The following is a 24,673-nucleotide window of genomic DNA, read 5'->3' on the forward strand; positions in this document are numbered from 1 at the left end:
CTTTCTGCGTTATCCGACTTCGACAGGCCCCGGCATGCCTTCAGTCAGATGCCTTGAACGCCAATTGCTGTGCAAGCCAGAGTGCCGCGAGGACTTATTCACACCTTCCTTTGTACCGGCTCCAATCGCGTAAATCCCCTCAAATGCCGAGAAAACCTCTTCTCCGGTAGGGCTTCGCAAGCGATTCTCACTGCATACAAAAAGTAGATTCATGGTTAATTTATTTTCTCAGTCTGCATACCAGTTAACAGCGGCTTATGGTCTAAACATAGCCTTACATCTGTTCCTATCTGCTATCGGTTTATTGCTAACGGGATTAACGCTCGTTTACTAATTTCAATGAGTTAGCCTATAAAAAACGGTTCTAAAAGTCTATTCCGCCAGTTATGCGGCAATGCGACTAAAAAACCTAAGTTTGACAAGCATTTTCCCCCAGTATCCGCCCCCTAAGGCACCGGCGGCAACGCATAGCACACAAAACCAGCGCCAATCCCCCTTATCAACCAAGCTGTGCTTCTCTTGCCCCGTCGCTCCGTGGTTTAATAACTTCCGCTGTAACCGAGTCTGGGTCGCCCGGACGGGCAGGGGAAGGTACAAGCAAGTCCCGGATATGCTTGGCTTAAAAGCTGGAGTCCTTGGCAACAGACCGATGAGTCTATAAACCATGCCCTTCCCTGCAGATGGCAAATTCAACACACTCTTGATTAAAAGGAATTCCCGTGTCCGTACGTTTTCGGGTTGAACCCCGCCATTGGTTGATCCTCGCCGCGTTGGCCATTGCTGCCTACGCCTGTTATCTATTGGTCGCTCCCTATCTGGGAGCGATACTGCTGGGATTTATCGTCTCCTTGCTGTTTTTGCCTGTGCACAAGCGCATAGAGGCGAAACTCCCCAAACATCCCAACCTGAGTGCATTGCTTTCCTGCATCTTGCTGACGGTGATCATCTTAATCCCCTTGCTGTTCATGCTGATTTCCGTGATTGAACAGGGCGTCAGCTCCGCCACCCATGCCTATCAATGGCTGACCCATGGTGGTGCCAAGGAGCTGTTGGAACATCCTTGGGTACAGTCGGCACTGGCGCTGGCCAATAAATGGCTGCCGTTTGACAGCATAGAGCCGCAGGAGATATTGCAAAAAGCCACCGCAGCGCTTACGGAGCTCAGCACCCGTCTGGTTGGCTTGAGCACGGCATTGCTCGGCAATATCACAGGTTTCTTTGTCAATTTCTCCCTGATGTTGTTCGTACTGTTTTTCTTCCTCAGGGACAACGAACAGATTATTGCCAGTCTCAGACACGTAATCCCCCTGTCCCGCAGTCAGGAAGACAAAATTCTCGATGAGGTGGAAAAAGTCGCCAAGTCGGCGGTACTCGGCTCATTCCTGACGGCCTTGGCACAGGGTTTTGCCGGTGGTATTGCCATGGCCATAGTCGGCCTGCCGGGATTGTTCCTCGGCTCCATGATGGCATTCGCTTCTTTTATTCCTGTGGTGGGTACCGCACTTATCTGGGTGCCGGCGGCGCTCTATCTGGCATTGACCGGAGACTGGGGCTGGGGGCTGTTCCTTTGCGCCTGGGGCATATTGGTGGTTGGCTCCATTGACAACTTCCTGAGGCCGATTCTGATGCAGGGATCTGCCGGAATGAGCACCCTGTTAATTTTCTTCTCTTTGCTGGGTGGCTTGCAGCTATTTGGTCTAATCGGTCTGATTTACGGCCCGATCATCTTTGCCGTTACCTTGGTGCTGTTCCGTCTCTATGAAGAGGAGTTTCATGAGTTTTTGCAGCAGCAGGACCAAGCCTGAGTCTGCCGCCTAAAGCTTAAAGAGCCCCACATCTGCGGGGCTCTTTAAGACTGATTCTAAGACTGCGTTCTTAAAGCCAATTGCATCTATCAACTGAATGCCAGGAAGGGCGAGATACACAGCAAGATACCAGTGGCGATAATCACGTACAGGCCAACGCCCTTGTATTTGTGCAGCGAAGGTACCCGGTAAACCAAATAGGCCGGGATCAGACAGCCCACCAAACCGAATACCGGGCTGCAGATGGAGGTGAAACTCAGCACAGGGGCATTCAGCACAATCGCACCCCAGGACAGCAGTATGGTGAATACCATGATGCCATACCCCACCAGCTTGGCATTGATCTTCTCCTTGGGCATAACCCGCTGCAGTAGGTTCATGGTGATCCCCTGGCACGCCTCTCGAAAACCCAGATACACCCCGAAGTAAGCCGTCATCACGGCAAAGATGTTCAGCGTCAGGCTCAGGAGTTTCAGCGTCTGGCCAGGCATACCTTGAGCCACCATGGCCAAGGCAGAGATATTTTCCTGCTCGGCCCTCACAGCTTGCTCATGGCCCATCGCCAGAGTGAAAGAAACGGCGTAGAAGAACACGGTAACAAACAGCACACCAAAGGCAATATTCATGGCTCGCATCGCCTTGAAGCGCGCCACTTCAATCGACTTCTCCCGCGAACGATAAGAGATCACCATGGGGCTTAGACTCTGGATAAACAGAATGGAAGTCAAGGTAAAGGGCAGCATCACCACGGCATCACGGATCCAATGAGTCGTAGTGGGCACTGCACCGACATTATTGATATCCCACTTGTCGACCATCATTAAGCCGAGCAGCGCCACCACACCCAACTTGGTGAGCACCATAAGGGTAGAAATTTTAAATAACAGGTTTTCGCCGCGGGAGGCCAATGCGACCAGAAGACAAATAAGCCCCAGACCATAGAAGGGGTTTTCCGACAGCAGGCTCTTGGTGGCTCCAAAGCTTTGCAGGAAAGAGGCACTGTCATTGGTGATCGCCGTCGAGTAGACAAACACCCAGATGACCAACATGACAAAGTAGAGTGCGCCGAGAAATATGCCCCAGTTTTTCCCCAGATAGCCACTGATCACACTGGGATAATCCTGACATTCGCGGGACTCGGCCAGGGTATTGATAAACAACTTCTGAAACATGTACATGGCCGGATAACCCACCACGGCAGACAAAAGAAACACCCATAATCCCATCAACCCCACCTGCACAGGCAAAAATACTATGCCCGCGCCTATGGCCATGCCGATGGACATGATGATCCAGCCCCAGTCAGTACTGTCGAATCGGGTCGCTTCCTTCCAGGCCTGCGTGTCTTCCCGAGTAATTGTTGCGCCCCACTCTGATGTCAAAGTGTCAGTTTTCATATAACAACCTTAGTTATTGTTGGATACCCAACATGTTATTTTTTGCAAATATATTTGAACCAACTGACAGCAGCAACCAGATTTTTGCAACTTTTGCTGATGCCGAGAATTTAACCACAAAACCGCCAACTTATAAGATCACCGTCACACTAAAAGCAATTACAGCCCACCTTTTTATAAAATAAATTTGCAAGAAGATGCCTATTTGCAAATAATTGTGCAGACAAAATCGCTTGTTACTCAAATATATTTGCAAGGAATATCATGAAAAAGACTATCAATGCAGACAAAGCCCCCGCAGCCATAGGCCCCTATTCTCATGCAGCCGCTTATGGTGAGCTGCTTTTCACCTCAGGCCAGCTGCCAGTCTGCCGTGAACAAGGTGCTTTGGTCGAAGGTGGGATCAGTGAACAGTCCCGCCAATCGCTTTTGAATCTGCAATATGTGCTTGAAGCCGCCAACAGTGGCCTGCAAAACGTGCTCAAAACCACCTGTTATCTATCCGACATCAATGACTTTGCCGCCTTCAACGAAGTCTACAAGACCTTCTTCAAGCAAGACTGCCCTGCCCGCAGCTGTTTTGCGGTGAAAGATCTGCCCATGGGCGCCTTGGTGGAAGTCGAAGCCATTGCCCATATCAATCCTTAAACCAGACTCGGTGGAACCTAGTGATGAAACCACAGTGGCAACAATATATAGATATCCTTAATCAAGTTGTGCGTCCCGCGCTGGGCTGCACCGAGCCTATCGCGGCGGCTTATGCCGCGGCCGTTGCAGCCGAAACCTTGGGCGCCAAGCCTTTGAGCCTGGAAGTTCAGGTTTCGGACAACCTCTACAAAAACTCCATGGGAGTATTTGTTCCCGGCACAGGCAAGATAGGCCTGGCCATTGCCGCAGCGGCAGGAGCCCTTGGGGGCGATGCCGATGCCGGCCTTGAAGTGCTGGCGAATATCAACCCGGCACAAGTGGCCGAGGCCCAGGCGCTTATTGACGCAGGTAAGGTCAAGGTATGCCGCATTCAGGCCGATGAGTTCATTTACTGCGCTGTGACAGCTGCCAACGACAAGCACCAGGCCAAAATCGTTATCAGTGGCAGCCATACCCGGATTGCCGAGAAATGGCTCGACGGCCAACAATTGTATCGGGCCGAAGCCTCTGCCAAGGGCAGTACCGCTTCGGTATGCGACGGGGTCGATATCAGCATCGCCTCAATATATGAGTTTGCCACCGGGATAGATGTTAACCGGATCAGATTTATTCTGGCGGCATCGGATCTGAATTCCCGTTTGTCCGACGAAGGCATGAATTCGGCCTATGGCCTGGAGGTGGGCAGAACGCTGAAGAAAAACATAGATACCGGCTTGCTGAGTGATGACCTGCTCAACTCCATAGTCATGTATACGGCCGCGGCTTCTGATGCCCGCATGGGTGGCGCCACCCTGCCGGCCATGAGCAATTTTGGCAGTGGCAACCAGGGGATAGCCGCCACTGTGCCTGTGGTTGTAACGGCCAAGAAGTTCAACTGCAGTGAAGAGCAGCTGGCCCGGGCACTCATCATGAGCCACTTGGGCGCGATTTATATCAAGTCCCACTATCCGCCACTGTCAGCTTTTTGCGGCAATACAGTGACCAGTGCCGCCGCTGCCATGGCCATGGTTTATCTCGCCGGAGGCAGTTTTGAGCAAGGTTGCTACGCCATTCAGAACGTTATCAGTGACAGTGCCGGCATGGTTTGTGACGGCGCCAAAGCCTCCTGCGCCATGAAGGTCAGTACCTCATCAAGCACGGCAGTCAGGGCGTTTTTGATGGCACTCAATCAGCATGCCGTATCGACTCAGGGCATAGTCGCCGCCGATGTCGAACAAACAATCAAGAATCTGGGACAGATGATCTGTGATGGAATGGTGTCGACCGACAGTACCATTATCAGTATTATGTCTGCCTAATCTCCGACGCCCGGCGACTGCCGGGCCATCGCAAGAGGATAGCTGTGAAACTTCATAAGTTGACCCCCAAAGATATGGACATACTCAACGCCATGGGAAACGTGGTTGATGGTATAGCCACCATGTATGGGCAACACACAGAAGTGGTTTTGCACAGTCTGGACCGAGACCACCCTTCAATCATCAAAATAGCCAATGGCCATGTCACCGGCCGCAGTGTCGGCGCTCCCATTACCAATCTGGCATTGGAAAAGCTCAAGAGCGGCCACGATATTTCCGAGGCCTATCTCAGCCAGAGCAGCAACGGCAAGACCTTGAAATCCATCACTACCGTTATTCGCAACGAAAAGCAGATGGCCATAGGCCTTTTGTGTATCAATACGGATATGGATGCGCCCTTGATGTCTGTACTGCGCTCCATGCTGCCGCAGCAATGTCCGCTCACAGAGAGCAGTGGCACATCGGAAGTCTTTGCCCGTAATATCGAAGAGGCGCTGCACAGCACCATAGACAAGGTCAACCAGGAAGTACGCCACAGTGAACTGATCCCGCCATCGAAAAAGAGCCGTGAAATAGTGACTCGCCTCTTCGATGCCGGTATTTTTGAGCTCAAGGACAGTGCCCAAGTGGCCGCCAAGCGCCTGGATATTTCTGTGCACACCATTTACCGCTACCTGAGGGAATTAAAAGCCCCACAGGAGTAACATTGACAATGGGCGGGATCATCGGCGTTAGATGACAATGCCATGGAAGAAGTGAGACCAAGGAGCCGGAATGCCAAATCACAGACTCATACCCTTCGGTGATAACATCTGGATAGTTGCAGGCAAGACAGTGCCTTTCTTTGGCCTGCCTTACAGTACCCGGATGACAGTGGTCAGGCTTGATGATGGCACGCTTTGGCTCCACTCCCCCATTGAGCTCAGCCGCGAACTGCTCGAGGAGGTCAAGGCCCTCGGTGAAGTCAGCTATCTGCTGGCGCCCAACTCATTGCACCATCTGTTTATCAAAGACTGGCAGCAAGCCTTTCCCAACGCCCTAAGCTACGCGACCGAAGAACTGGCAAAAAAACGCAGCGATCTGCATTTCGACCAACTGCTGCTCAGCGAATTGGCAGACTCGCAACACAATGCCAAAGCCCCTTGGCTTGACGAGCTGGACTTCTGCCTGTTTCAGGGCAGCCCTGTGATGCAGGAGGCTGTATTCTTTCATCGCCACAGCCGCACGCTGATCCTGACCGACTTGATTGAGAACTTTCAGCCCGAGTGCTTCAAAGCCTGGCAAAGACCGCTGGCACGCATCAGCGGCATACTGGCCCCTAACGGCAAGACACCTCTGGATTGGCGCCTGAGCTTCAGCTTTGGCAAGCCTCAGGCCCGAAAGGCCCTGGCGACTATACTTGGCTGGCGAGCGGAGAAACTCATCATAGCCCACGGCGAATGTCAGTCCCGGGATGCCGACCGCTTTATCCGCCGTTCATTCTCCTGGCTTGGGAACCTTGACCATTAACAGGCACAGTAATATAAACCAGCAAGACTGCTGACTTCGCTGCTTACCCAAAGACGATAAAAAAGACAGATACAAAAAACAGGCACAAAAAAGCCCAATCATAAGATTGGGCTTTTTTGTTTTGAATGTGGTCGGTATGAGAGGATTCGAACCTCCGACCCCTGACACCCCATGACAGTGCGCTACCAGGCTGCGCTACATACCGATATTTGTCTTGAGCGGCTGGCGCAGTGTGCCGTCTCAACGAGGCAGAACTTTATCAACAGTCGCGAGGCTGTGCAAGCTCCATCTGAGGATTTTTAGTTTAACTGCCTAGTTTGTGGTCTGTTTTTTCTCTATCGTACAGTCTTTAATCCACAGCGCTTAATGGTTGTACAAACGCCGCCCTTCACGCATCACTTCGATAAGTTCCGGGGCACTCATCTTCTTGTCCAGGCGGTTCTGATAAGCCTTGTCATAGATACGATATTGACCGTGACGGTCAATCACAGTGATCTCCGACTGCTGATAGATGGCAAAAATTCTGGCATCACCGACATAGACCCAAGTGAGACTGTCCGGTTGCAGCAAATGACGACCGGCACTGTAATCTGTGGCCGGATTGCTGCACCCCAGCACCTGGCTCATCAAGGTTGGCACCAAACCATAGTGGCTGGTGCGGTATTTAGCCTGGGCGTGGCCGCCGACGGGCCAATGGATCACCAGAGGCACATTGACATTGGCCGGTGACAGGTCGCGCCTGGCTTCATCGGCATTACTGGTGAACACCTTGCCATTGACACCTGTGATAATCACCAGGGTATTTTCCGGCATAGCAGACAAGAGTTGCTCCAGCTGTTTGTCAATAAAGTTCAACGATTGCCGATATTGATTGAACAACACCTTCTGCGCCGGCTTGAGGGCACTGTCGGGTTTTACCGTCTGCACACCGAGGAAACCTACCGGGGTATCATAGTCTTCCGGTGATTTGAGGTTCAGCAGTGCAAACCAAGGAGCTTGTTGCTGGGCCCGCCACTGCTTGAAACTGTCGATATTTTGAATATCGGCCATGGCACTGCCACCCTCATCTTCGGCAATATGAGCGTCGAAGTCGCGGAAAATTGCCTGGGGCCGCGCCTCTGCATAATTGCTTCTGCTGGTAAACAGCCCCAGATTATAACCCTGCTGCTTGAGGCTCTGCCCCAGCAAGGGGCTGGTGTAATTGAGTTCCACCGCGTCCATATAACTGCCCTGCAGCCCATAAAGCAGGGAAAACATGCCGCTGCGGTAGGTATTGCCACCGCTGAGGTGATTCATAAACTCATGGTTTTGTTTGCTGTAGCGGCTGAAAAACGGCATGGTCTGCTCGTCGGCCATATCGGCCCTGAGGCTGTCGATGGCAATAAGCAGCACATTGGGATGTTCTTCGGCGCTGCAGGTCAGCGGCGCTCTTGGGTATTTAAAGCTGGTTTCGGTATCCACCTTCAAGCTGCTGGAGCCATCGATACCGTGATTTTCCATGAAGGTGCGCGCCGTTGCCGGATAGGATAACGGGTAGGCATCATCGAAACGGGTAATTTCAGTGACATCGGCGGCATCGGCCCAGATATGAATAAGATGGCTACTGACAAAGCAAACCCCGATAAAGGCCACCACCTTGTTGCCATAATTGCGCTTTTGAATTTTCTCAATCCGCTTCCAGATAAAGTTGGCGGCGGTCAACTCCAGAGCGAGGATCCCAAGGGGGGTGACGATATAGGAAGTGCCATGCAGCAGACTGTTGAGGTCAGCCCAGGCCAAATCGACTGCGAAGGGACTCAAATGCATACCATAGTCGTCATAGACTATGGTGTCATAAAGCATGATACACAGGCCAAGGGTGGCCACCACTGCCGCGTATCCCCGAAGGATACGCGAGTAAGGCAACAACAGAGTAACGGGAAACAGCAACACCAGATAGACAATAAACGCCAGGAAGCTGAAATGGCCTATGGTACTGACGCCAAGGTAACCCCAACCAATCCAGGTTTCCGGGTAGCCGACACTTTCCAGATATCGACTGCCGACTATCATGGCCAAAAAGCCATTGAAGAAGGCAAACCAGTGCCCCCAATTGATTAGGCGTGAAACCCTATCCTTGCCCAACTGCTTTGTTCGCTCGACCATATGGATCCGCTTTTTGTAAGTTGCCTGTGTATCTTACATTGATTGCTATTATGTGCTTTTTGACTTACAACGCCACTATTTAGCGCATTTCAGTTGTTACAAGTCAACGCAGGGATTGTGTCAATGCCTTGGCAAATTGTTCCGCCACCTGCTGACGGGCTTCCTTGGGCACCTTGGTCGATAACAGATGCGAAGCCGCATTCCCCAGCGCCATCAGGCCAAGATCGGTCGGAGCCTGGTGTTTTTCCAGCACAGCCAGCAATTCGGCGATCAGGGATTCAACTTGAGCATTGGTATATTTTGATTGGATAGCCATAAATAAAAAATGATTCACTCAGATTAGGATTAGCGGCATATAATAGCGGATTTACAACAGAGTATCACTATCGGGGCTTATGAGTATTCACGTCGAACAAGCGATTATTCACGCAATCACCCAAAACGGCGAAGGCCAGCTCAGCTGCCGTCTGCGCCCTCAACCACTGCTGAACAGCCAGGCTGTTGAGACCATGCTTGATGAGCTGCACCAAAGCTATTCCAGCAAAGCGGGAAAAGGCTTTGGTTATTTTGGCGTCCCCGGTGATGATGGCGAAGCCAACCCCGCCTTCAAGGAAGCACTCAAGTCTTATCGCGATGGGCAGCAAGGCTTTGTAGAATTCTCAGCCACTGCCGGCAAACTGCTGCAGGAAGAACTCTCCAAGTATGACTTCAGCCAGGGCGGCTTTTTGCTGCTGGCCTGCTATACCTTTATGGCCAGCGACTACCTGTTTGTGGCACTGCTGAATGCCAAGTCGTCAATGACAGTGCTGGATGATATGGAGCTGTCGCAAAACGACCATCTGGATCTGAATAATATCCAGTTGGCGGCCCGAATCGATCTCACCGAGTGGCAAGCCGACAGTGAGTCACGCAAATATATCTCCTTTATCCGCGGCAGAGCCGGTCGCAAGGTGGCCGACTTCTTCCTCGACTTTATGGGCTGCGTCGAAGGGGTTAACCCCAAGCAGCAGAGCAAGACCCTGATGCAGGCGGTGGAAGACTTTGTCGGTGGCGGTGAACTGACCAAAGAAGAGCGTCAAACCTGCCGCGACCGGGTGTTTGAATACTGCACCTCCCAGGTCGACAGCGGCAGTGAAGTCATGCTCAAGGATCTGGCCGATGAACTGGCAGAATCCGGCATGGATTCCTTCTATGACTTTGCCGTTGGCGGTGATTACGGTTTGGAAGAGGAGTTTCCGGCCGATAAATCCACCCTGAGGCAGTTGAAGAAATTCTCCGGCACCGGCGGCGGCCTGACCCTGAGCTTTGACAGCTCACATCTGGGCGAACGGGTCATCTACGACCCTATCTCGGATACCATTTTGATCAAAGGCGTGCCCGCCAACTTAAAAGATCAACTGGACCGGCGCCTCAAGGGCGAATAAGGCTGTCAAACACATCAAGGCGCTTTCATTGTTCAAGGGCGCCTTGATGCTTTTTCCGGCCGCTATCTTCAGCTATTCATCTTTATTGGCTTGCCCTGTTTGACCACCCAACCATCCCTTTTTATGCAAAACCGCCACCACAGCTAACCTTGGCGAGTACCGATTCGAAACAGGTATTGGATAGCGCTCAAGACAAATATTCAAAAATTATTGTTAAATAAACCATTTAGCTCTAGCATTTGCCATTAACTATTCGTTAACTCCAGACGGGAGTTGAAACTGACTTGACCCACTTGCCCTGGTATCGACAGCCACTGTTGCTGAGTCTGATGGCCGGCCTGATAGGCTTTGCCTGTAATAGCTTCCCTATTCCCTTGTTTGCCAATGTGCAGCTGGTGTTGGGTAATACCCTCTATGTGATTGTCGCCATCTTACTTGGGCCTTGGTATGCCCTGCTCGCCGCCACCATCAGCGTCACCTCGCTGATGCTGCAATGGGACAGCCCGCACGTTTATCTGCTTTTCTGCCTTGAGGCCCTGGCACTGGGGGTTGCCAGGCTCAGGCGCTGGCCGGTATTTTACGCGGGTGTCGGCTTCTGGTTGTTGCTGGGCATGCCACTTATTTATGGTTATCTCCACTTTTTCAGCGACTTACCTTCTGAATACATTCCATTTGTGGTGATCAAGCAATCGGTCAATGCCATGGTCTATATCACCCTGGCCTGCTTGATTGTATTGTTAATCCCTGCATTGACACGCCTGATTGCTCGTCAGTTACCCGCCAAGCGCAGTGGCTTTGGCAACCAACTCTTTTACAGCTTTTTACTGCTGCTTAACCTGAGCCTGATGATCTCTACCCTGGTATTCAATTATTACTGGGTCAATAAACAGCAACAGATCCTGGGTAAACACTTACATGAAACCGCCAAAAATATCGGCCTGGCGGTAGAGCATTATCTCGAGCGGCATAAGTCGGTTATAGCCACCGCCGCCGAGCTTATCAAACACAGTTCACCCACTCCCGATGAATTGCAGCGGATGCTGTCGCGGCTGCACAAATTCAATCCGGGATTTTTAACCATGCTGATTGCCGATCCCGAAGGCAGCATAGTGCAGGCAAGCCCTGTCAGCAGGCTTCAGGGCCTTGAAGGAAATCATGTTCGTATAGATGACAGGGATTATTTCCAGCAGGCGTTTTTCAACGAGCGCCTCTATGTCTCACCGGTATTTCTCGGCCGGGGCTTCGGCTCAGATGCCATAGTCGCCATCAGCAGCCCGCTGTATCTCGCCACAGGCCCACAAGTTATCGGCATATTGGAAGGCTCACTCAACCTCAATCGTTTCAGTGAACTGGATAATGACTTTCTGGAACAAACCAACCAGTTGATGTTTATTGTCGATGAGAACATGCGCCTTATCTATGCCTCCAGGGAGTTGGCCTTGCCAAAACTCGAGCGGCTCAACTATCGCCAAAGTGGCAAGCACTACAGCTCTTTATTGCCCATGCTCAATCTAAAAGCGCTGGATAATGACAGCCCGGAATATGTTTACAGCCACTATCGCCTGCCAAACAACTGGCAAATTTTTGTGCTCGACCCTTACGCCCCATTGCTGCACGAAGTAGAGCGCCAGTTTATGTTCACTTTTGCTCTACTGTTGCTGTTTTTACTCTTGTCGCTGCTGGTCGCCAAGGTGGTGGGGCAGCGCCTGACCATGCCGCTGGAGTTGATTTCAGAGCAGCTCAACAAGGGTAAACGCCTTACCGAGGATAAGTTACTCGATGGCCACAATGTGCCCGTGGAAGTAAGCCATCTCTACAGTGAGCTCAAGGAAAGCCAACGCCAACTGATGGCGCATCAGTTGGATCTGGAGGAAAAAGTCATCATACGAACTCTGGAGCTTGAGCAAGCCAACCGTAAACTCAAACAGTTGGCCCAGACAGATCCACTCACAGGACTTGCCAACAGGCGCCATGCCGAAGCGAGTTTCGCCACTTTGCAGGGTCTGTGTCAGCGCAATCACGAAGCCATAGCCGTGGTGCTGATGGATCTGGACTTTTTCAAGCGGGTCAATGATGAATATGGTCATCTGGGCGGCGATGAGACCTTGAAACGGGTTGCCGATTTACTTAAGACAAAATTCAAGCGCGACTCGGATCTTATCAGCCGTTATGGCGGTGAAGAGTTATTGTTGCTGCTGCCCATGTGCAACCCACTCAAGATAGAGCAGTTTCTGAATGAAATTCGTCAGGCCATTGCCGAGCTTAAGATCATCAACCCCGAAGATCAACGCCTAATAAGTGTCACTGTCAGTATCGGCGCCCTGATTGCCAACGCCTCCTACAGCTCATCTCTCGAGGTGTGGTTGAAAGAAGCCGATGCCAACCTGTACCAGGCCAAGAGCGAGGGGCGCAACCGGGTCATCTGTACTCTGTCGGCTCAGGATCTTGGCTGAAAAAGGCTTCAATCCGCTGCATCTGATAATCGAAGAAAGGGTTCCAACGTTGGCGCAGCATATCCGCAGCCGGAATGCTGATAACACCGCGCTCCCCTCGGGACGCTGCGGCACCAATTTGAATGCGCTCCATGCTGTTCGGCATCTGATTGCCATATAGGCTGTCGTTGGCAGAAAACGGCAAGGCCACATGAGACAGGGAATAGACAGACACGGGCCATTTGAAGTCGAGTTTTTCCACTCCGGTATGAGTACCAAACTCTCTGGCCTGCACCAGATGGCTAAAGCCCACCTGGTTCTCAATCAAAGTTCCCCGGAAAGTCAGGTTGGTTCGCGCCAGTATGCCGCTGATTTCCGCCAGCGGATCCACAGGTGTCATGCTGAGGTTCACTTGACTGCGGTTCATATCATAGATCACCAGTTCATTGGCTCCCTTGGGCAGTTGCAGAAACAGGTTCTCCAGCACAGCTTTCGTCGATACCGAATCATCCACCAACGACTGAAACGCCAAAATCGGCGGCAACTGGCGTTTTTTATCCTCAGGCAAGGCCAACAAACGCTGACTGTTGTGCTGCGCCAGGCGATAAACCACATCACCGGCATTAACGGCAAAAGAGCTGTATTTGAAAGGGTCATACTCGGGTGAGATAGTATTCCAGCTGAGTTTCTCCAGCCCCAGAATATAGCCCAGCTGCGACTGCCACTGCGCGCCCACGGCCATGGGGGCCAAACCTATGGCCGGTGACAGCATCACCACCTTTTCATAGTCCGCAGGCCGGCCGCTGTGAAGGTTTTCCAACTCATGGTTGAGTGCCAAACTGGCACCGGTGGAATAACCTATCACGTAGAGAGGTTTGCCGTTTAGCACCTGGCTCATATGGCGACTGGCCAGCCTGACGGCAGCGGCGAGATCCTGCCATTCCAGGCGCACCAGGCCTGATGGCAGAGTGCCATGTCCCGGTAGCCTCAACGCCAACACATGAGCGCGCCCCTTGAACTGCTCGGCAAACTGATGCATGGCGTAGGGTGAATCTGACATGCCATGAAGCAACAAGAGCCCGAACTGCGCGTCCGCATTGGCCCACTCAAAACTTTGATTCCAAGGCAAAGCCCAGCGCTTGGGATCCGCTATGCTGCCAGTGTGATAACGATTGATGGGAGAACTTATGCCACCAGAAAGCTTGCCAAGTTCCTGATCAAGCTCGGTAAACAGCTGCTGCTCCAACTTGAGATAATCACCGAAGTCCTCGACTCCCTTGTGGCGATCAAACTCATGGCTCAGAAAATGGGTATGCCAAGGACTTAAATCGGCGCGGCCATTGAGTAGCCAGATCCCGGTTACAGTCAACGCCAGCCCTATACCGAAGCAAGCATAAAAAAGCGCGATAGAGAGCTGTTTCCCCGAACTGATAAGCAGAGTTTTCATTGACCTTTACCTTGAACTGCCCCAAAGTGGCGACGCTGGAATGGCATTACACTGAGATTCATTGGCATAAAAGTCTAACAGAGAGCAAACGTGCACGCACACTCAACGCCTTCATTTCCTTTGCGTATTGGTAACGACCTGGCCAAAGCGCGGGTTTATCTGCCCAACCCGCCAACACTGCCGCTTGACTGGCATTGGCAACAGAGCGATGCCGCTGCGGCCTTGATAGCCGCCAACTCCAACCACTGGCGCAAAATCCTGGTGATCTGCGCCAAGATATTTGCCCCGGATGACGACTGGCGTAGCTTTCTGCAGCAGCGGCTCTTTTCCCAGGTCGCACTTGAGATAGCAGCGACCCGGTTGGCAACCGATAGCGGCATAGCTCTTATTGCCGGCAATGAAGCCGCCGGCAAACTCAATATCGCCGACGATGCCGGACAGAAGCTCACTGTTGCCCCCGGGATACAGCGGCTGGATCAGTGGCGCTGGAAAGTCCCCTACTTGGATTACCGCCAATTTCCCAACGCCAGTATTTTGCTGCTGCGCCAAGCGCTGCACTGCAACCCATAAAGAAAACGCCGCGATTAACGCGGCGTTTTACGATTCAATTTGAGCGGTTAATCGTAAATGGTCGGGATAGGCCTGCGCTTATGCTGCGTGGCTTTGTAGATGGCTATGATCCTGCTTTCCACCTCGGCGGAAACCGGCTTGCCCTCAAGGAAGTCGTCTATCTGATCGTAACTCAGCCCAAGGGCGACTTCGTCCTCAAGCCCAGGGTTGTCACACTCAAGATCCGCCGTTGGCGCCTTGCGGACCAGGGTTTCCGAGGCGCCGAGGAAGGCGGCCAACTGCCTGACCTGACGCTTATTCAGGCCAAAAAGCGGCGCCAAGTCGCAAGCACCATCGCCCCACTTGGTATAGAAACCTGTGACATTTTCGGCGCTGTGATCTGTACCGACCACCAGGCCCCCGAGTAAGCCAGCTACCTCGTATTGGGCTGCCATCCGCATTCTGGCCTTGACATTACCCTTCACAAAATCAACCTTGTTGGCATCCGGTAGCGCCAGTTCAGCGCGGTCAAAGCCACTGAGTACATGCTGATGAATGCCGCTAACCCCGTCATGAATATTCACAGTCACCAGTTTGCTGGGGCGGATAAATGCCAGCGCCTGCTGCGCCTCATGTTCATCGCGCTGTTCAAGGTAAGGTAAACGCATGGCCACAAAAAGGTACTCAGCCTCGGCTTTGCCTTCATTTAACGAATCTACCGCCAACTGACATAAGCGCCCGGCCAGGGAAGAATCGACCCCGCCACTGATCCCCAGTACCAGAGTCTTGCAGTGAGCCTCCTGCAGTTTGGCCTTGAGAAATGCTACCCGCCTTTCCACCTCATATTCAGGTTCAATAGCACTCAGTACTTTCATTTCTCTTAAGATCTGTCCTTTCACAGTGGGCTCCAATCTGTTATCGGTATTTATAGGTCTGACTTTGATACCGGCCGTGCAATAATTTACTAGGCGGCCTGGATCACCGACCGCTAAGATAACATAAATTCTTACCCAGGATAGCAAGATGCACGAGGAGAAAATCCATTACTGGCGCGCCCCATCCCATCCCGAACTGGAGATCAGTCGGGCCAGTTTTCAACATTTTCACTTCGAGCCCCATGTTCATCTGGACTTTCATATCGGTGTGGTCAGTCACGGCGGCCAGGACTTTCATTACCGTGGCCAAACCTGGCACCTGAGACCCAATTGGCTGTCGACCCTGGATCCCGACAGCAGCCATGATGGCCAGAGCAGCGAACAACAGGGTTATTGTGCCCTGGTAATGTCCCTGCCCCATGACTGGCTGCAACAACTGGCGCGGGATCTCGGCCTGGGATATTTCAGTTTTGCCGCGCCTATGTTGCATCATCCGGCGCTGTATCGGGAATTTTGCCAGCTGCACCATTTGCTGACCCAACCCATAGCAGCCAATGATCTCCTGGTTCCCGAAGCAGCGGTTATCGCCTTTTTGGAAAAACTGATGCGCCTGCATGGCCGCCAGCTCAATACAGAGAGACAGCCCCATGCCTTGAGTCAGAGTCAGCTCGATAGGTTAAGAGAAGCCTTTCATGCCGATCCCGGTGCGCCATTTAGGTTGCCGCAGCTTGCCAAGGAGCTGGATCTCAGCCAATACCAACTGCTTAGGCAGTTTCGCCAGAGAACCGGCATGACGCCACATGCCTATTTAAAGCGGATCCGCCTGGAATATGCCAAGAAAGCCCTGCTCAGGGGAGACAGTGTGATTTCGGTGGCGCAGCAAGTCGGCTTCTTCGATCAGAGCCATCTGAACAAGGCCTTCAAGCGTGCCTTCCTGCTTTCTCCACAAGCGTTTCAGCGGCGCATGCTGTGAATGCCACACGCCCCTCTCTGGTGGCTGAGCATTTTTACCCCTATACCCAAACACTTTCAGCCTCGTCTTAATGAGGCACTACAGGATAGAGTTGACTATGACAGATCTGCATCTTTTGCTGACCCTGGGCACCATTCACCTGCTGGCATTGGCGAGCCCGGGGCCGGATTTTGCATTGATCCTGAAAATTGCCAGCCGAGAGCAGCGCAGCACCGCACTGGCGGCCGCCGTTGGCATCTCTCTGGCGATATTGGTGCACACTGTCCTGAGCCTCACAGGTGTCAGCCTGGCCATTCAAAGCTCGCATACCCTGTTTGTGCTGGTGCAGCTCTTTGGCGCCCTTTATCTGGGCTGGATGGGACTGGGAGCCTTTGGTGTTCAGGCCTGGCTTAAACGCGCCTTGGCGGCAAGACCACTCGCTGAAGCTCAAACCAATGAATTGCCAACCAGCCGGGCAGCAATCAATGATACACAAGTCATGCAGTCCGAGGAGTTAAACAACAGGGTAGACAATGAGCCAGGTAAAAGTGCGAGCGATAACACCATGTCTGCCGCCGCCGGGTTGCTGCTTGGGTTATCGACCAACCTGTTCAACCCCAAGGCGTTGGTGTTCTTTTTAACGCTGTTTTCCACCCTTATCACCCCAGAGGTCAACAGCCAGACCAAGCTATTGGCCGCCATATTACTGCCGCTGCTCTCGGTTATCTGGTTTGCCATGCTGGCCATGCTGCTGTCTCACGCCCGGGTGCAGCAACGCCTGCTGCGCTTTGGCCATTACATAGACTACCTTTGCGGCGCTATCTTCCTGGCCGTCTCGGTTGCCATACTGCTGAGGTTGCTGACGGCTTGACGCAGAACAATTGAGCCACAAACTTGGTATAAAGCCTGAAGGACTTAACCCTTGGAGCTCCGGGGGTAAACTGTGAAGCAGTAAATAGAATGCATTTTAAATCCAGACTAGAATAGCCCCAACTCAATCGATTCGAGGTTTCTATGTGGTGGCGTGTTGTTTTACTCTGTCTTGCTTATTGGCTGCTGGGAGCCCATTTTCTCAGATACTCACACACAATCGCCGCCGCTATCTGCCTGTTGGCGCCGGCCGTGCTGTTTGTGAAAAGCGCCGTTGTCGTTCGCATCCTGCAAGTCGGCCTATTGGCCGGCGCCTTGCTGGTATGGGCCAAGAGTGGCTTTGAATATGTTGCCATGCGCCAGGCCATGGATGCCCCCTGGCTCAGGCTGGCATTCATTATGGGCGGGGTCACCCTGTTTACTCTACTGTGCGCCTGGAGTGGTAATGGGCTGGCGAGAAACCGTAGCCGCCTGCCATAACGGCAACTCACCACAACCTTTCCAGTTCTTAGACCAATTACTCAACAATCCGCATCAGAGGTCAGCACAGGTTAAGTAAAAGGGCTATACACTCGAGCCAGTGTATAGCCCTGTTTAAGCCAGCCGGGTCTTTGGCCTAAGCCCTTGATTTAGCCCCTCGGCTTGAGCTGTTCCAGGGAACTGCGTACACTGTTTGGATTTCAGTTAAAGGCGTAAAGAATATGAGAATTTTGGTTGTTGAAGACGATCCCTTGCTCTCCCATCACCTCAAGGTACAACTGGGAGAATTGGGAAATCAGGTCCAGGTGGCGGGAACAGCCAAAGAGGGATTTTTTCAGGCGACCAACTACCCCATTGATGTCGCCATTGTGGATTTGGGATTGCCGGATCAGGACGGCATTGCGCTTATCCAACGCCTGCGGGATGAAGATGTCAAAGCCCCTATCCTGATCCTTACTGCCCGGGTCAACTGGCAAGACAAAGTTGAGGGACTCAACGCCGGCGCCGATGACTACCTGGTCAAACCTTTTCAAAAAGAGGAACTGGTGGCCCGTCTCGATGCCTTGGTCCGTCGCAGTGCCGGTTTCGTCAAGCCGGTGATCAACAGCGGCGACCTGTCGTTGGATCTCGCCGCCAAGCAAGTCACCATGAACGGTGAACCAATGGAAATTACCGCCTTCGAATATCAAATTCTTGAGTACCTGATGCGTCACAACCATGAAGTGGTCGCCAAACAGCGCCTGCTGGACGTTATTTACGGCGACAAGGAAGGCGATCCCAACACCATTGAGGTGATGGTGAGCCGACTGCGCAAGAAGTTGACCCGTGACGGTATCGAAAATCCAATAGTGACCATCAGAGGCCAGGGGTACAAATTCAACCTGCCATGCAATTGAGAATAAAACCCAAGAAACGCCTGCTGACGCGGATGTTTCTCACTTCGTTATCGATCATTGCCGTGGTCGGTTTTGGCTTGGCCTGGATGGTCAACATATTGCATGCGCAAAACAGCTATAACGAAGAGACGGCGCAGCTGATAGCCGAAATCCCTCAGGTGGCTGCCGAGCTCAGGGAGCACGACCTGATACCGGACACCAGCTCCTGGCTTGAGGAGAACAACAAACAGGAGCGCTATGTCATCGCCTCCTGTGATGAGAAGTTCAAGCAGGTATGGACCTCGTCGCTGGCGGTGGACAGAGGCCTGTTCGATACCTGTGAACGTTTCAATGAAATCCGCAACGAAGCGCCCCCCTACTACCTCAACATGGCCGATAATCGCGCCTATTTTGCCTATCTGCTGTCGGTCGATATCGCCGGTATTCACTACAACCTGTTGGTGCTCAAGGATGCGGCCAAACTGGAGCAGGAATACAGCCAATTTGCCAAACGCACCTATATTCGCCTGGCGCTGGTATTGGCACTGGCGCTGGTACTGCTTATCAGCGCCGCTTACTGGGGCATGCGGCCACTGGTACAGATGCGAAATGAGTTGAGATCCATCATCAACGGCAAGTCCAAGTCACTCTCGGGCGGTTATCCTGTGGAGCTTGAAGGCGTCACCCAAGCGCTCAACCAACTGCTGCAGCAATCCAGCGCCCAGCAACAGCGCTATCAAAATGCCATGAATGATCTGGCCCACAGCCTCAAGACTCGTCTCGCCGCCGTGCATGCCATCACAGATGATGCCAGCCTGGACAAACAGGCCAGCAGCGAAAAAATCATGGAACAGGTGAGCCAGATGGATCAGCTGGTGAAATATCAGCTCAAGCGCGCCATGCTGGGACGCAAAGGCCTCAAGCAGGAACAGACTCCGATTGCCCCTCTGGTGGAGCAACTGGCACAGATGCTGTTTAAGGTATACCGTGACAAACAGGTGAAGTTCAGCGCCAAAATAGAGGAAGAGCTGCAGTTTCCCGGCAATCAGGGCGACTTGATGGAGCTGTTCGGCAACCTGATGGAAAATGCGTTCCGCCTGTGTATCTCAACCGTTCGCGTCAGTGCCGGTTATCAAGGCAACATACTGCAGATACTGGTAGAAGATGACGGCCCAGGGGTTGATGAGAGCCTTAAACAGAAGATCATCCAGCGCGGCGTGCGCGCCGATACCCAGTCACCGGGACAGGGAATTGGTCTGGCGGTATGTAACGAAATCGTCAGCAGTTACGGCGGCACCCTCAGCATTGAGGATTCAGATCTGGAAGGTGCCCGCTTCCGCATTCAAATTCCCATGCAGTGAGTCTCAGCGCCGGGTTGGCCCATAAAGTTGCTCGGCGCGGTTAAACATGATCCAGGAGGTGGCAATATACTTGTCATCACTCTTGGGACGATTCCCCCTATGACTATGGGTAAATCCCGCCGGGGCTATCACCATGGTGCCCTTCTTTGGCACAATTTTGCGCTGCTGATAAAAGAATTCAGTCTCCCCGCCTTCGGCCACATCATTGAGATAGAACATGTAGAGCACCACTCTGTGAAGGGCGTCGTTGTGACCGGCCTGGGGAAACTGCTCAGAATGCCAATGAGGATAACCACCGACATCGCGCTGATATCTTTGCAGATTGATGGTACCACTACGATAAAGGTATTGTACCAGCGCCTCGGCTCGGGGGGCTCCCAGACGAGCATAGTTATCCGGTGTCAGGGTTACTGCATTGCCGGACTCATCAGCCACCTGCACGGCAACGGCTCCCATCAGCGCCATGGCATACTTATCAAAGTATCGCCCGGCATGCTTTAGTGTGTGGCCCAGCAGCTCATTGCGCAGAGGCTGCAACTCGGGATACTGATCCAATGTCAGATCGCGGCTGATTTTCTTTTCCTTGTCGACACCATGGCCTGTGCGGCCCTCAGTAACACCCGGATGAGCATCAAAGGCGGCAATAAGACGATCGCATAACTCATCAGGAATGGCATTGGGATATACTTCGATAAAGTCCATAAAAATCTCAATTTGATTAATTTTTTATCCAAACATGCTTACATGTGAGCTAACTAATTGTAAAGCGTACTCTTTGCGCTAAAATGATTCGATTGCTTAAAAAAGATGATTTGAATGAACAAGAGCTGTAGAGTCAGTGTCCAACAACTGCAGGTAGGCAACTTCGTCCGCCTTCCACTGGCGTGGAAAGATCACCCTTTTCTTTTCAGTAGCTTCCGTATCAAACAGCAGGCTCAAATCGAGCTTATCCGCAAGCTGGGCATAGACAGTGTATTCGTGGTGCCGGATCGCAGTGATACCCCACCGCTACCGGCCGATCAGCAGCCTGCTCCGGTGGAAAATCCACAGGAAGTCGACTCTCTGCAACAACAGATGGAAAGCGACAAGCAAAGGCGAATCGAGATCCTCAAGAAAATGCGCCGTGAGCTGCATAAGACAGAGGAACATTTTGACCGTTCACTGGCAAGAATGCGCAATCTGGTCAACAAACTACGCAGCCGGCCTCTGAATGCTGTTACCGAGGCGCAGGACTTGGTGCGTGACATAGCCGAGCAACTGTTATCCTCCGACAACCTTATTCTGCATCTGATGGCCGATTCGGATAAAGACGAAGGCATCTATTTTCACTCTCTCAACGTAGCCATTCTCGCCATGTTGGTAGCCAAAGAGTTGCAATGGCCCAGAGAAGATATCGAGGCCGTGGGCCTGGGTTCACTGTTCCATGACGTAGGCAAGCTCAAACTGCCAAGCCAGATACTGCGTAAGCAGGAGCCACTGAACAAACCCGAACAAAACCTGCTGAATCAGCACCCGTTGATGGGCGCAGAGTTCATCAAGCTGGCAGCCGATTTTCCGGAAAATGCCAGGGACGTTATCACCAATCACCATGAGCTGCTCGATGGCAGCGGTTTCCCAAGAGGCCTGAAAGCCGATGAACTGAGCCAGACCGCCCAGTTGGTGGCTGTGGTGAACCAATATGACTCTCTTTGTCACCCTGGAGTGCAATCCAAGGCCAAAACGCCTTATGCTGCTCTGGGCTATCTGTATAAATACTCCAAGGGGAAGCTGAATCAGGAATATGTCGGCAAGATGATCAAGATGCTCGGGGTCTATCCTCCCGGCAGCGTGGTCGAACTCTCTTCCGGTCAATATGGGCTGGTAATGTCGGTCAACCTGGATAAGCTACTGCTGCCACGAATTCTGGTATATGACGCTCTGGTGCCCAAAGATCAGGCACCGATTATCGACTTGGAAGCAGAAGGCCTTTCTATTGTGCGCTGCCTGCCACCGGCGGCCCTGCCGGAGAAAATCTTCAAGTATCTCAATCCCAGAGAACGGGTCAGCTATTACTTCGGCAGCGAAAGCAAAGGCTGAGCCCTTCGGCCTATATAACCAAAGTCATTATCGCCATCATAGTTAGACTGAACTAATCTTGTTGTTGCAACCTGGATTTGGGTAGCCTGAAACCAGGCTCACCCCTCACAGGCGGAGGCCGGCAATGACAGAACTACCGGATTTTGACACCTTGATGTGGCTGGCTCAAAACCAGCCTGAAGAATTGGACAAGCTACAGGAGCGTTTGAGTGATGAGTTGATCAATGGTTCCGACTCCAACCAGGACCAGCTCAGAACCATTAAACACCACCTGCAGCAGAGTCTGGCACGCTGCAATAACCCCTATCACAGATGCCTGGTCAGCATCCGCATTATGCGCCACAAGTTCGCCGCGTTGGCGAGCGTGTTGGAAGCACCGGACCAGTACAGAGATCACAAGGCTCAGGTGATACCATTAAGGCGCAAGCCCCTGTAACCAAGTTGCTAAAGCCCTTACAACGTTACAGCCAACCTTTGCGGCGGAAAAACAGGTAAGTGCCTGCCGCACTGGCCAACATCATCACCAGCGCCATAGGGTAACCGAAGTACCACTCAAGCTCAGGCATCTCTCTGAAGTTCATCCCGTAGCTACTGGCAATCAGGGTTGGCGGCAGAAAGACCACGGCCGCAACCGAGAAGATTTTAATGATCTTGTTTTGCTGCAAGCCACTGAAACCCATGGCAGCATCCAATAAGAAGTTGAGTTTGTCGAAGATAAACTGACTGTGAGGCATAAGAGATTCGATGTCCGACAACATCTCGCGGATCTCCTTGAGCTCATCTTCGGCCAGTTCTTTACGGTAATACTTCTGTATGTAACGCAGAGACCTTTGGGTATCGAGCAGACTCAAACGTATCTTGCCGTTGGAGTCTTCCTGCAAAGTGATCAGCTTGAACACATCATCGAGTTCATTACTCTCAAACACCTGCTCACCAACGTTTTCCAGCACAGTGTAAACATCTTCAATCAAGTCAGAGAGGTACTCTACCTTAAGATTAAAGAGTTCGATAAACAGCGCTTGAGGCGTGGCCACCATGATGCGTCCGAGGCGCAAATAGTTACGCAGCAAACGAATAAGACCGACATCCTCTTCACGTATGGTAACCAAAAACCGGTTACGCAGGTTGAATGAGACGTTGACACCACGAACATCCTGGCCAACCCGCTGCGGAAACAGAGAGTTGATATGCAAGCCGTCTTTGTTTTGATAGAAACGTGCCGAGGCCTCAATCTCATTGATATCTTCCTCGTCGGGTACCTCTTCCACCGAGTAACGACTCAACCAATCCCGCTCATCGTCATCCGGCTTGTAGAGATCCAACCACAGAGTTTGCTCCGGAAGACCGTCTTCTATTGTCAGCTCAATAATTTTAAGCTGCTGATCCTGATAGGTGTATGCAGTAATCATGGGTCCTCCTGAAGATAGCCGTGCCGTAGAAAGAAATGCCCGGCAAAAAAATGTGCCTAGTTTACCTGATAAGCCATTAATGGAAAGTGCTCAATGGCGTCAGGGAACACTTTTCTCGGCTATCATCAAACGCTCCTCACTGGAAAGGCGGATCCTAAGTCCATCCACGGTAACCAATTCATTAGTTGAGATATCTTTCTTGCGCACCTGATAAACTTCCCGCCGCTCCTCCTTGGGTGAAACCAAGGTCACGGAAACCACCTGATAACCATCAAACCATTGCCAGGCAAAAAAGCCGCAGGCCAGTATCAAGGTAACGCCCACGGCTCCAGGGACCAGAAAGCGTTTGAACAGGGGCAAAGGCTCGGCAATCTCCTTCTGCCTCACTTCAGGGCTTGCCCTTCGCTTGAGCATGGTCCACGCCAGTACCAATACCAAGGCCGTCAGCAGAATTTTGGTCAGCAAGCTCGATTCCTCATTCTTAACCAAGAATATATGAAAGCATCAAATTGTTAATTATAAAGGAAAAGCCTGTCCATGACAGTTAGCTGTATCATAAAGCCACCAGTAACATCTTAAAGCCTTTGGATTGATAGCATATGACAACAGATTTTGATGAGTGCTTGTGACATGAAACTGCACCACGGCGAGCTGAAGTATATGACTGCCATGAAAGTCATGCTCGCTGGAAGCGAGATAAACCCTTCGCTACTTAAGCCTCGAGTGCCTTTAGATGATACCGGTCGGGTTAAATCTCTGTGCTCCAGAGACTGGATAAACCTGACCAGACAATTAATCAAATTGGTATTAGCCGTCTGGCGATAGCCAGCTTCGAGCAAGCTCTCCGCGTTCGTTTGTCGCATCAAACTGAGTTTGATAAACGCGACAACCTCACCCTACTCCACATGGGATTGTGCCTCACTGCGTTCGGACTCTTTATCTTCCCCATGTGAGAGTGGACATTTCAAAATGCAATTAAAACGAAAAATCCCCAACACAAAGTGCTGGGGATTTTTCATTTTATTGGGCGTCTGGCGATGACCTACTCTCACATGGGGAGACCCCACACTACCATCGGCGCGATTGCGTTTCACTTCTGAGTTCGGGATGGGATCAGGTGG

Annotated in this window: 23 protein-coding genes, 1 tRNA gene and 1 rRNA gene; 15 read left to right on the forward strand and 10 right to left on the reverse strand. The window is 52.0% G+C overall.

What is annotated here, in order from left to right:
• Positions 1-719: 719 nt before the first annotated feature.
• Positions 720-1,805 carry an AI-2E family transporter gene (locus tag ACF8D4_RS12840; RefSeq protein ID WP_028781669.1) on the forward strand — a complete coding sequence of 362 codons (1,086 nt, stop codon included), beginning with the start codon at positions 720-722 and terminating at the stop codon, positions 1,803-1,805.
• 89 nt (positions 1,806-1,894) lie between these two features.
• Here ACF8D4_RS12840 and ACF8D4_RS12845 read toward each other — a convergent pair whose 3' ends face one another.
• The gene (locus ACF8D4_RS12845) at positions 1,895-3,202 is read right to left on the reverse strand and encodes an amino acid permease (RefSeq protein WP_025889728.1); all 1,308 of its coding nucleotides are present in this window, start codon (positions 3,200-3,202) and stop codon (positions 1,895-1,897) included.
• 264 nt (positions 3,203-3,466) lie between these two features.
• Here ACF8D4_RS12845 and ACF8D4_RS12850 point away from each other — a divergent pair, with 264 nt between their 5' ends.
• From ACF8D4_RS12850 to ACF8D4_RS12865, 4 genes are all read left to right on the forward strand, one after another.
• Positions 3,467-3,850, forward strand: coding sequence for a RidA family protein (locus tag ACF8D4_RS12850; protein WP_028781671.1), 384 nt, complete (start codon positions 3,467-3,469; stop codon positions 3,848-3,850).
• 23 nt (positions 3,851-3,873) lie between these two features.
• Entirely contained in the window at positions 3,874-5,148 is a 1,275-nt protein-coding gene (locus ACF8D4_RS12855) for a serine dehydratase subunit alpha family protein (RefSeq protein WP_392466497.1), read from the forward strand.
• A 44-nt stretch (positions 5,149-5,192) separates the two neighbouring features.
• Positions 5,193-5,852 carry a transcriptional regulator gene (locus ACF8D4_RS12860; RefSeq protein WP_025011455.1) on the forward strand — a complete coding sequence of 220 codons (660 nt, stop codon included), beginning with the start codon at positions 5,193-5,195 and terminating at the stop codon, positions 5,850-5,852.
• Between the two features lie 70 nt (positions 5,853-5,922).
• Positions 5,923-6,657 (forward strand): DUF4336 domain-containing protein, encoded by a 735-nt coding sequence (locus ACF8D4_RS12865; RefSeq protein WP_101059371.1) that lies wholly within the window; start codon positions 5,923-5,925, stop codon positions 6,655-6,657.
• A gap of 128 nt (positions 6,658-6,785) precedes the next feature.
• On the opposite strand, the gene ACF8D4_RS12870 is transcribed toward ACF8D4_RS12865, so the two are convergent.
• The 3 genes from ACF8D4_RS12870 to ACF8D4_RS12880 form a co-directional block, all read right to left on the reverse strand.
• Positions 6,786-6,862, reverse strand: a tRNA-Pro gene (locus ACF8D4_RS12870).
• A 158-nt stretch (positions 6,863-7,020) separates the two neighbouring features.
• Positions 7,021-8,802, reverse strand: a complete 1,782-nt coding sequence (locus ACF8D4_RS12875; protein WP_025889703.1) for a DUF3413 domain-containing protein — start codon at positions 8,800-8,802, stop codon at positions 7,021-7,023.
• Between the two features lie 103 nt (positions 8,803-8,905).
• Positions 8,906-9,118 (reverse strand): YejL family protein, encoded by a 213-nt coding sequence (locus ACF8D4_RS12880; protein ID WP_025011457.1) that lies wholly within the window; start codon positions 9,116-9,118, stop codon positions 8,906-8,908.
• A gap of 79 nt (positions 9,119-9,197) precedes the next feature.
• On the opposite strand from ACF8D4_RS12880, the gene yejK reads away from it, so the two are divergent.
• The gene (gene yejK, locus ACF8D4_RS12885; RefSeq protein WP_025889702.1) at positions 9,198-10,226 is read left to right on the forward strand and encodes a nucleoid-associated protein YejK; all 1,029 of its coding nucleotides are present in this window, start codon (positions 9,198-9,200) and stop codon (positions 10,224-10,226) included.
• Between the two features lie 284 nt (positions 10,227-10,510).
• Positions 10,511-12,679: a diguanylate cyclase gene (locus ACF8D4_RS12890; RefSeq protein ID WP_392466501.1), complete on the forward strand. Its 2,169-nt coding sequence runs from the start codon at positions 10,511-10,513 to the stop codon at positions 12,677-12,679.
• Here ACF8D4_RS12890 and ACF8D4_RS12895 read toward each other — a convergent pair.
• A complete protein-coding gene (locus ACF8D4_RS12895) occupies positions 12,645-14,105 on the reverse strand; it encodes an alpha/beta hydrolase (protein ID WP_392466504.1) in 1,461 nt (486 codons plus the stop codon). The two genes, ACF8D4_RS12890 and ACF8D4_RS12895, sit on opposite strands and share 35 nt — an antisense overlap.
• A gap of 90 nt (positions 14,106-14,195) precedes the next feature.
• Between ACF8D4_RS12895 and ACF8D4_RS12900 the strand changes: the two genes are divergently transcribed.
• Positions 14,196-14,675 carry a DUF6942 family protein gene (locus tag ACF8D4_RS12900; RefSeq protein WP_392466505.1) on the forward strand — a complete coding sequence of 160 codons (480 nt, stop codon included), beginning with the start codon at positions 14,196-14,198 and terminating at the stop codon, positions 14,673-14,675.
• Positions 14,676-14,722: 47 nt separating this feature from the next.
• On the opposite strand, the gene nadE is transcribed toward ACF8D4_RS12900, so the two are convergent.
• Positions 14,723-15,553, reverse strand: a complete 831-nt coding sequence (gene nadE / locus ACF8D4_RS12905) for an ammonia-dependent NAD(+) synthetase (protein WP_093982763.1) — start codon at positions 15,551-15,553, stop codon at positions 14,723-14,725.
• Between the two features lie 124 nt (positions 15,554-15,677).
• On the opposite strand from nadE, the gene ACF8D4_RS12910 reads away from it, so the two are divergent.
• From ACF8D4_RS12910 to ACF8D4_RS12930, 5 genes are all read left to right on the forward strand, one after another.
• Complete coding sequence (locus ACF8D4_RS12910) at positions 15,678-16,502, forward strand: AraC family transcriptional regulator (RefSeq protein WP_096141811.1); 825 nt, start codon at positions 15,678-15,680, stop codon at positions 16,500-16,502.
• 97 nt (positions 16,503-16,599) lie between these two features.
• Positions 16,600-17,352, forward strand: a complete 753-nt coding sequence (locus tag ACF8D4_RS12915; protein WP_025011464.1) for a LysE family translocator — start codon at positions 16,600-16,602, stop codon at positions 17,350-17,352.
• Between the two features lie 143 nt (positions 17,353-17,495).
• Positions 17,496-17,831, forward strand: coding sequence for a hypothetical protein (locus tag ACF8D4_RS12920; RefSeq protein WP_044734691.1), 336 nt, complete (start codon positions 17,496-17,498; stop codon positions 17,829-17,831).
• A gap of 221 nt (positions 17,832-18,052) precedes the next feature.
• Positions 18,053-18,727, forward strand: coding sequence for a response regulator (locus tag ACF8D4_RS12925; protein WP_025011466.1), 675 nt, complete (start codon positions 18,053-18,055; stop codon positions 18,725-18,727).
• On the forward strand, positions 18,718-20,067 hold the full coding sequence (locus ACF8D4_RS12930; RefSeq protein ID WP_071238814.1) for a sensor histidine kinase: 1,350 nt from the start codon (positions 18,718-18,720) through the stop codon (positions 20,065-20,067). Before ACF8D4_RS12925 ends, ACF8D4_RS12930 begins: the two co-directional genes overlap by 10 nt.
• Before the next feature lie 3 nt (positions 20,068-20,070).
• Here ACF8D4_RS12930 and ACF8D4_RS12935 read toward each other — a convergent pair whose 3' ends face one another.
• Positions 20,071-20,769, reverse strand: coding sequence for a 2OG-Fe(II) oxygenase (locus ACF8D4_RS12935; RefSeq protein WP_144217079.1), 699 nt, complete (start codon positions 20,767-20,769; stop codon positions 20,071-20,073).
• A 114-nt stretch (positions 20,770-20,883) separates the two neighbouring features.
• Between ACF8D4_RS12935 and ACF8D4_RS12940 the strand changes: the two genes are divergently transcribed.
• Together ACF8D4_RS12940 and ACF8D4_RS12945 are read left to right on the forward strand one after the other, a co-directional pair.
• Positions 20,884-22,143, forward strand: a complete 1,260-nt coding sequence (locus ACF8D4_RS12940; protein ID WP_025011468.1) for an HD-GYP domain-containing protein — start codon at positions 20,884-20,886, stop codon at positions 22,141-22,143.
• 124 nt (positions 22,144-22,267) lie between these two features.
• Positions 22,268-22,579: a DUF3135 domain-containing protein gene (locus tag ACF8D4_RS12945; protein WP_025011469.1), complete on the forward strand. Its 312-nt coding sequence runs from the start codon at positions 22,268-22,270 to the stop codon at positions 22,577-22,579.
• 25 nt (positions 22,580-22,604) lie between these two features.
• Here ACF8D4_RS12945 and corA read toward each other — a convergent pair whose 3' ends face one another.
• From corA to rrf, 3 genes are all read right to left on the reverse strand, one after another.
• Positions 22,605-23,552, reverse strand: coding sequence for a magnesium/cobalt transporter CorA (gene corA / locus ACF8D4_RS12950; protein WP_071238815.1), 948 nt, complete (start codon positions 23,550-23,552; stop codon positions 22,605-22,607).
• Positions 23,553-23,651: 99 nt separating this feature from the next.
• On the reverse strand, positions 23,652-24,017 hold the full coding sequence (locus tag ACF8D4_RS12955; protein ID WP_025889694.1) for a hypothetical protein: 366 nt from the start codon (positions 24,015-24,017) through the stop codon (positions 23,652-23,654).
• Positions 24,018-24,581: 564 nt separating this feature from the next.
• A 5S ribosomal RNA gene (rrf, locus tag ACF8D4_RS12960) occupies positions 24,582-24,673 on the reverse strand; the annotation flags it as partial.

Source organism: Shewanella sp. YQ_9 (genome assembly GCF_043103185.1).
In the GTDB taxonomy this organism is placed as follows: domain Bacteria; phylum Pseudomonadota; class Gammaproteobacteria; order Enterobacterales; family Shewanellaceae; genus Shewanella; species Shewanella algae.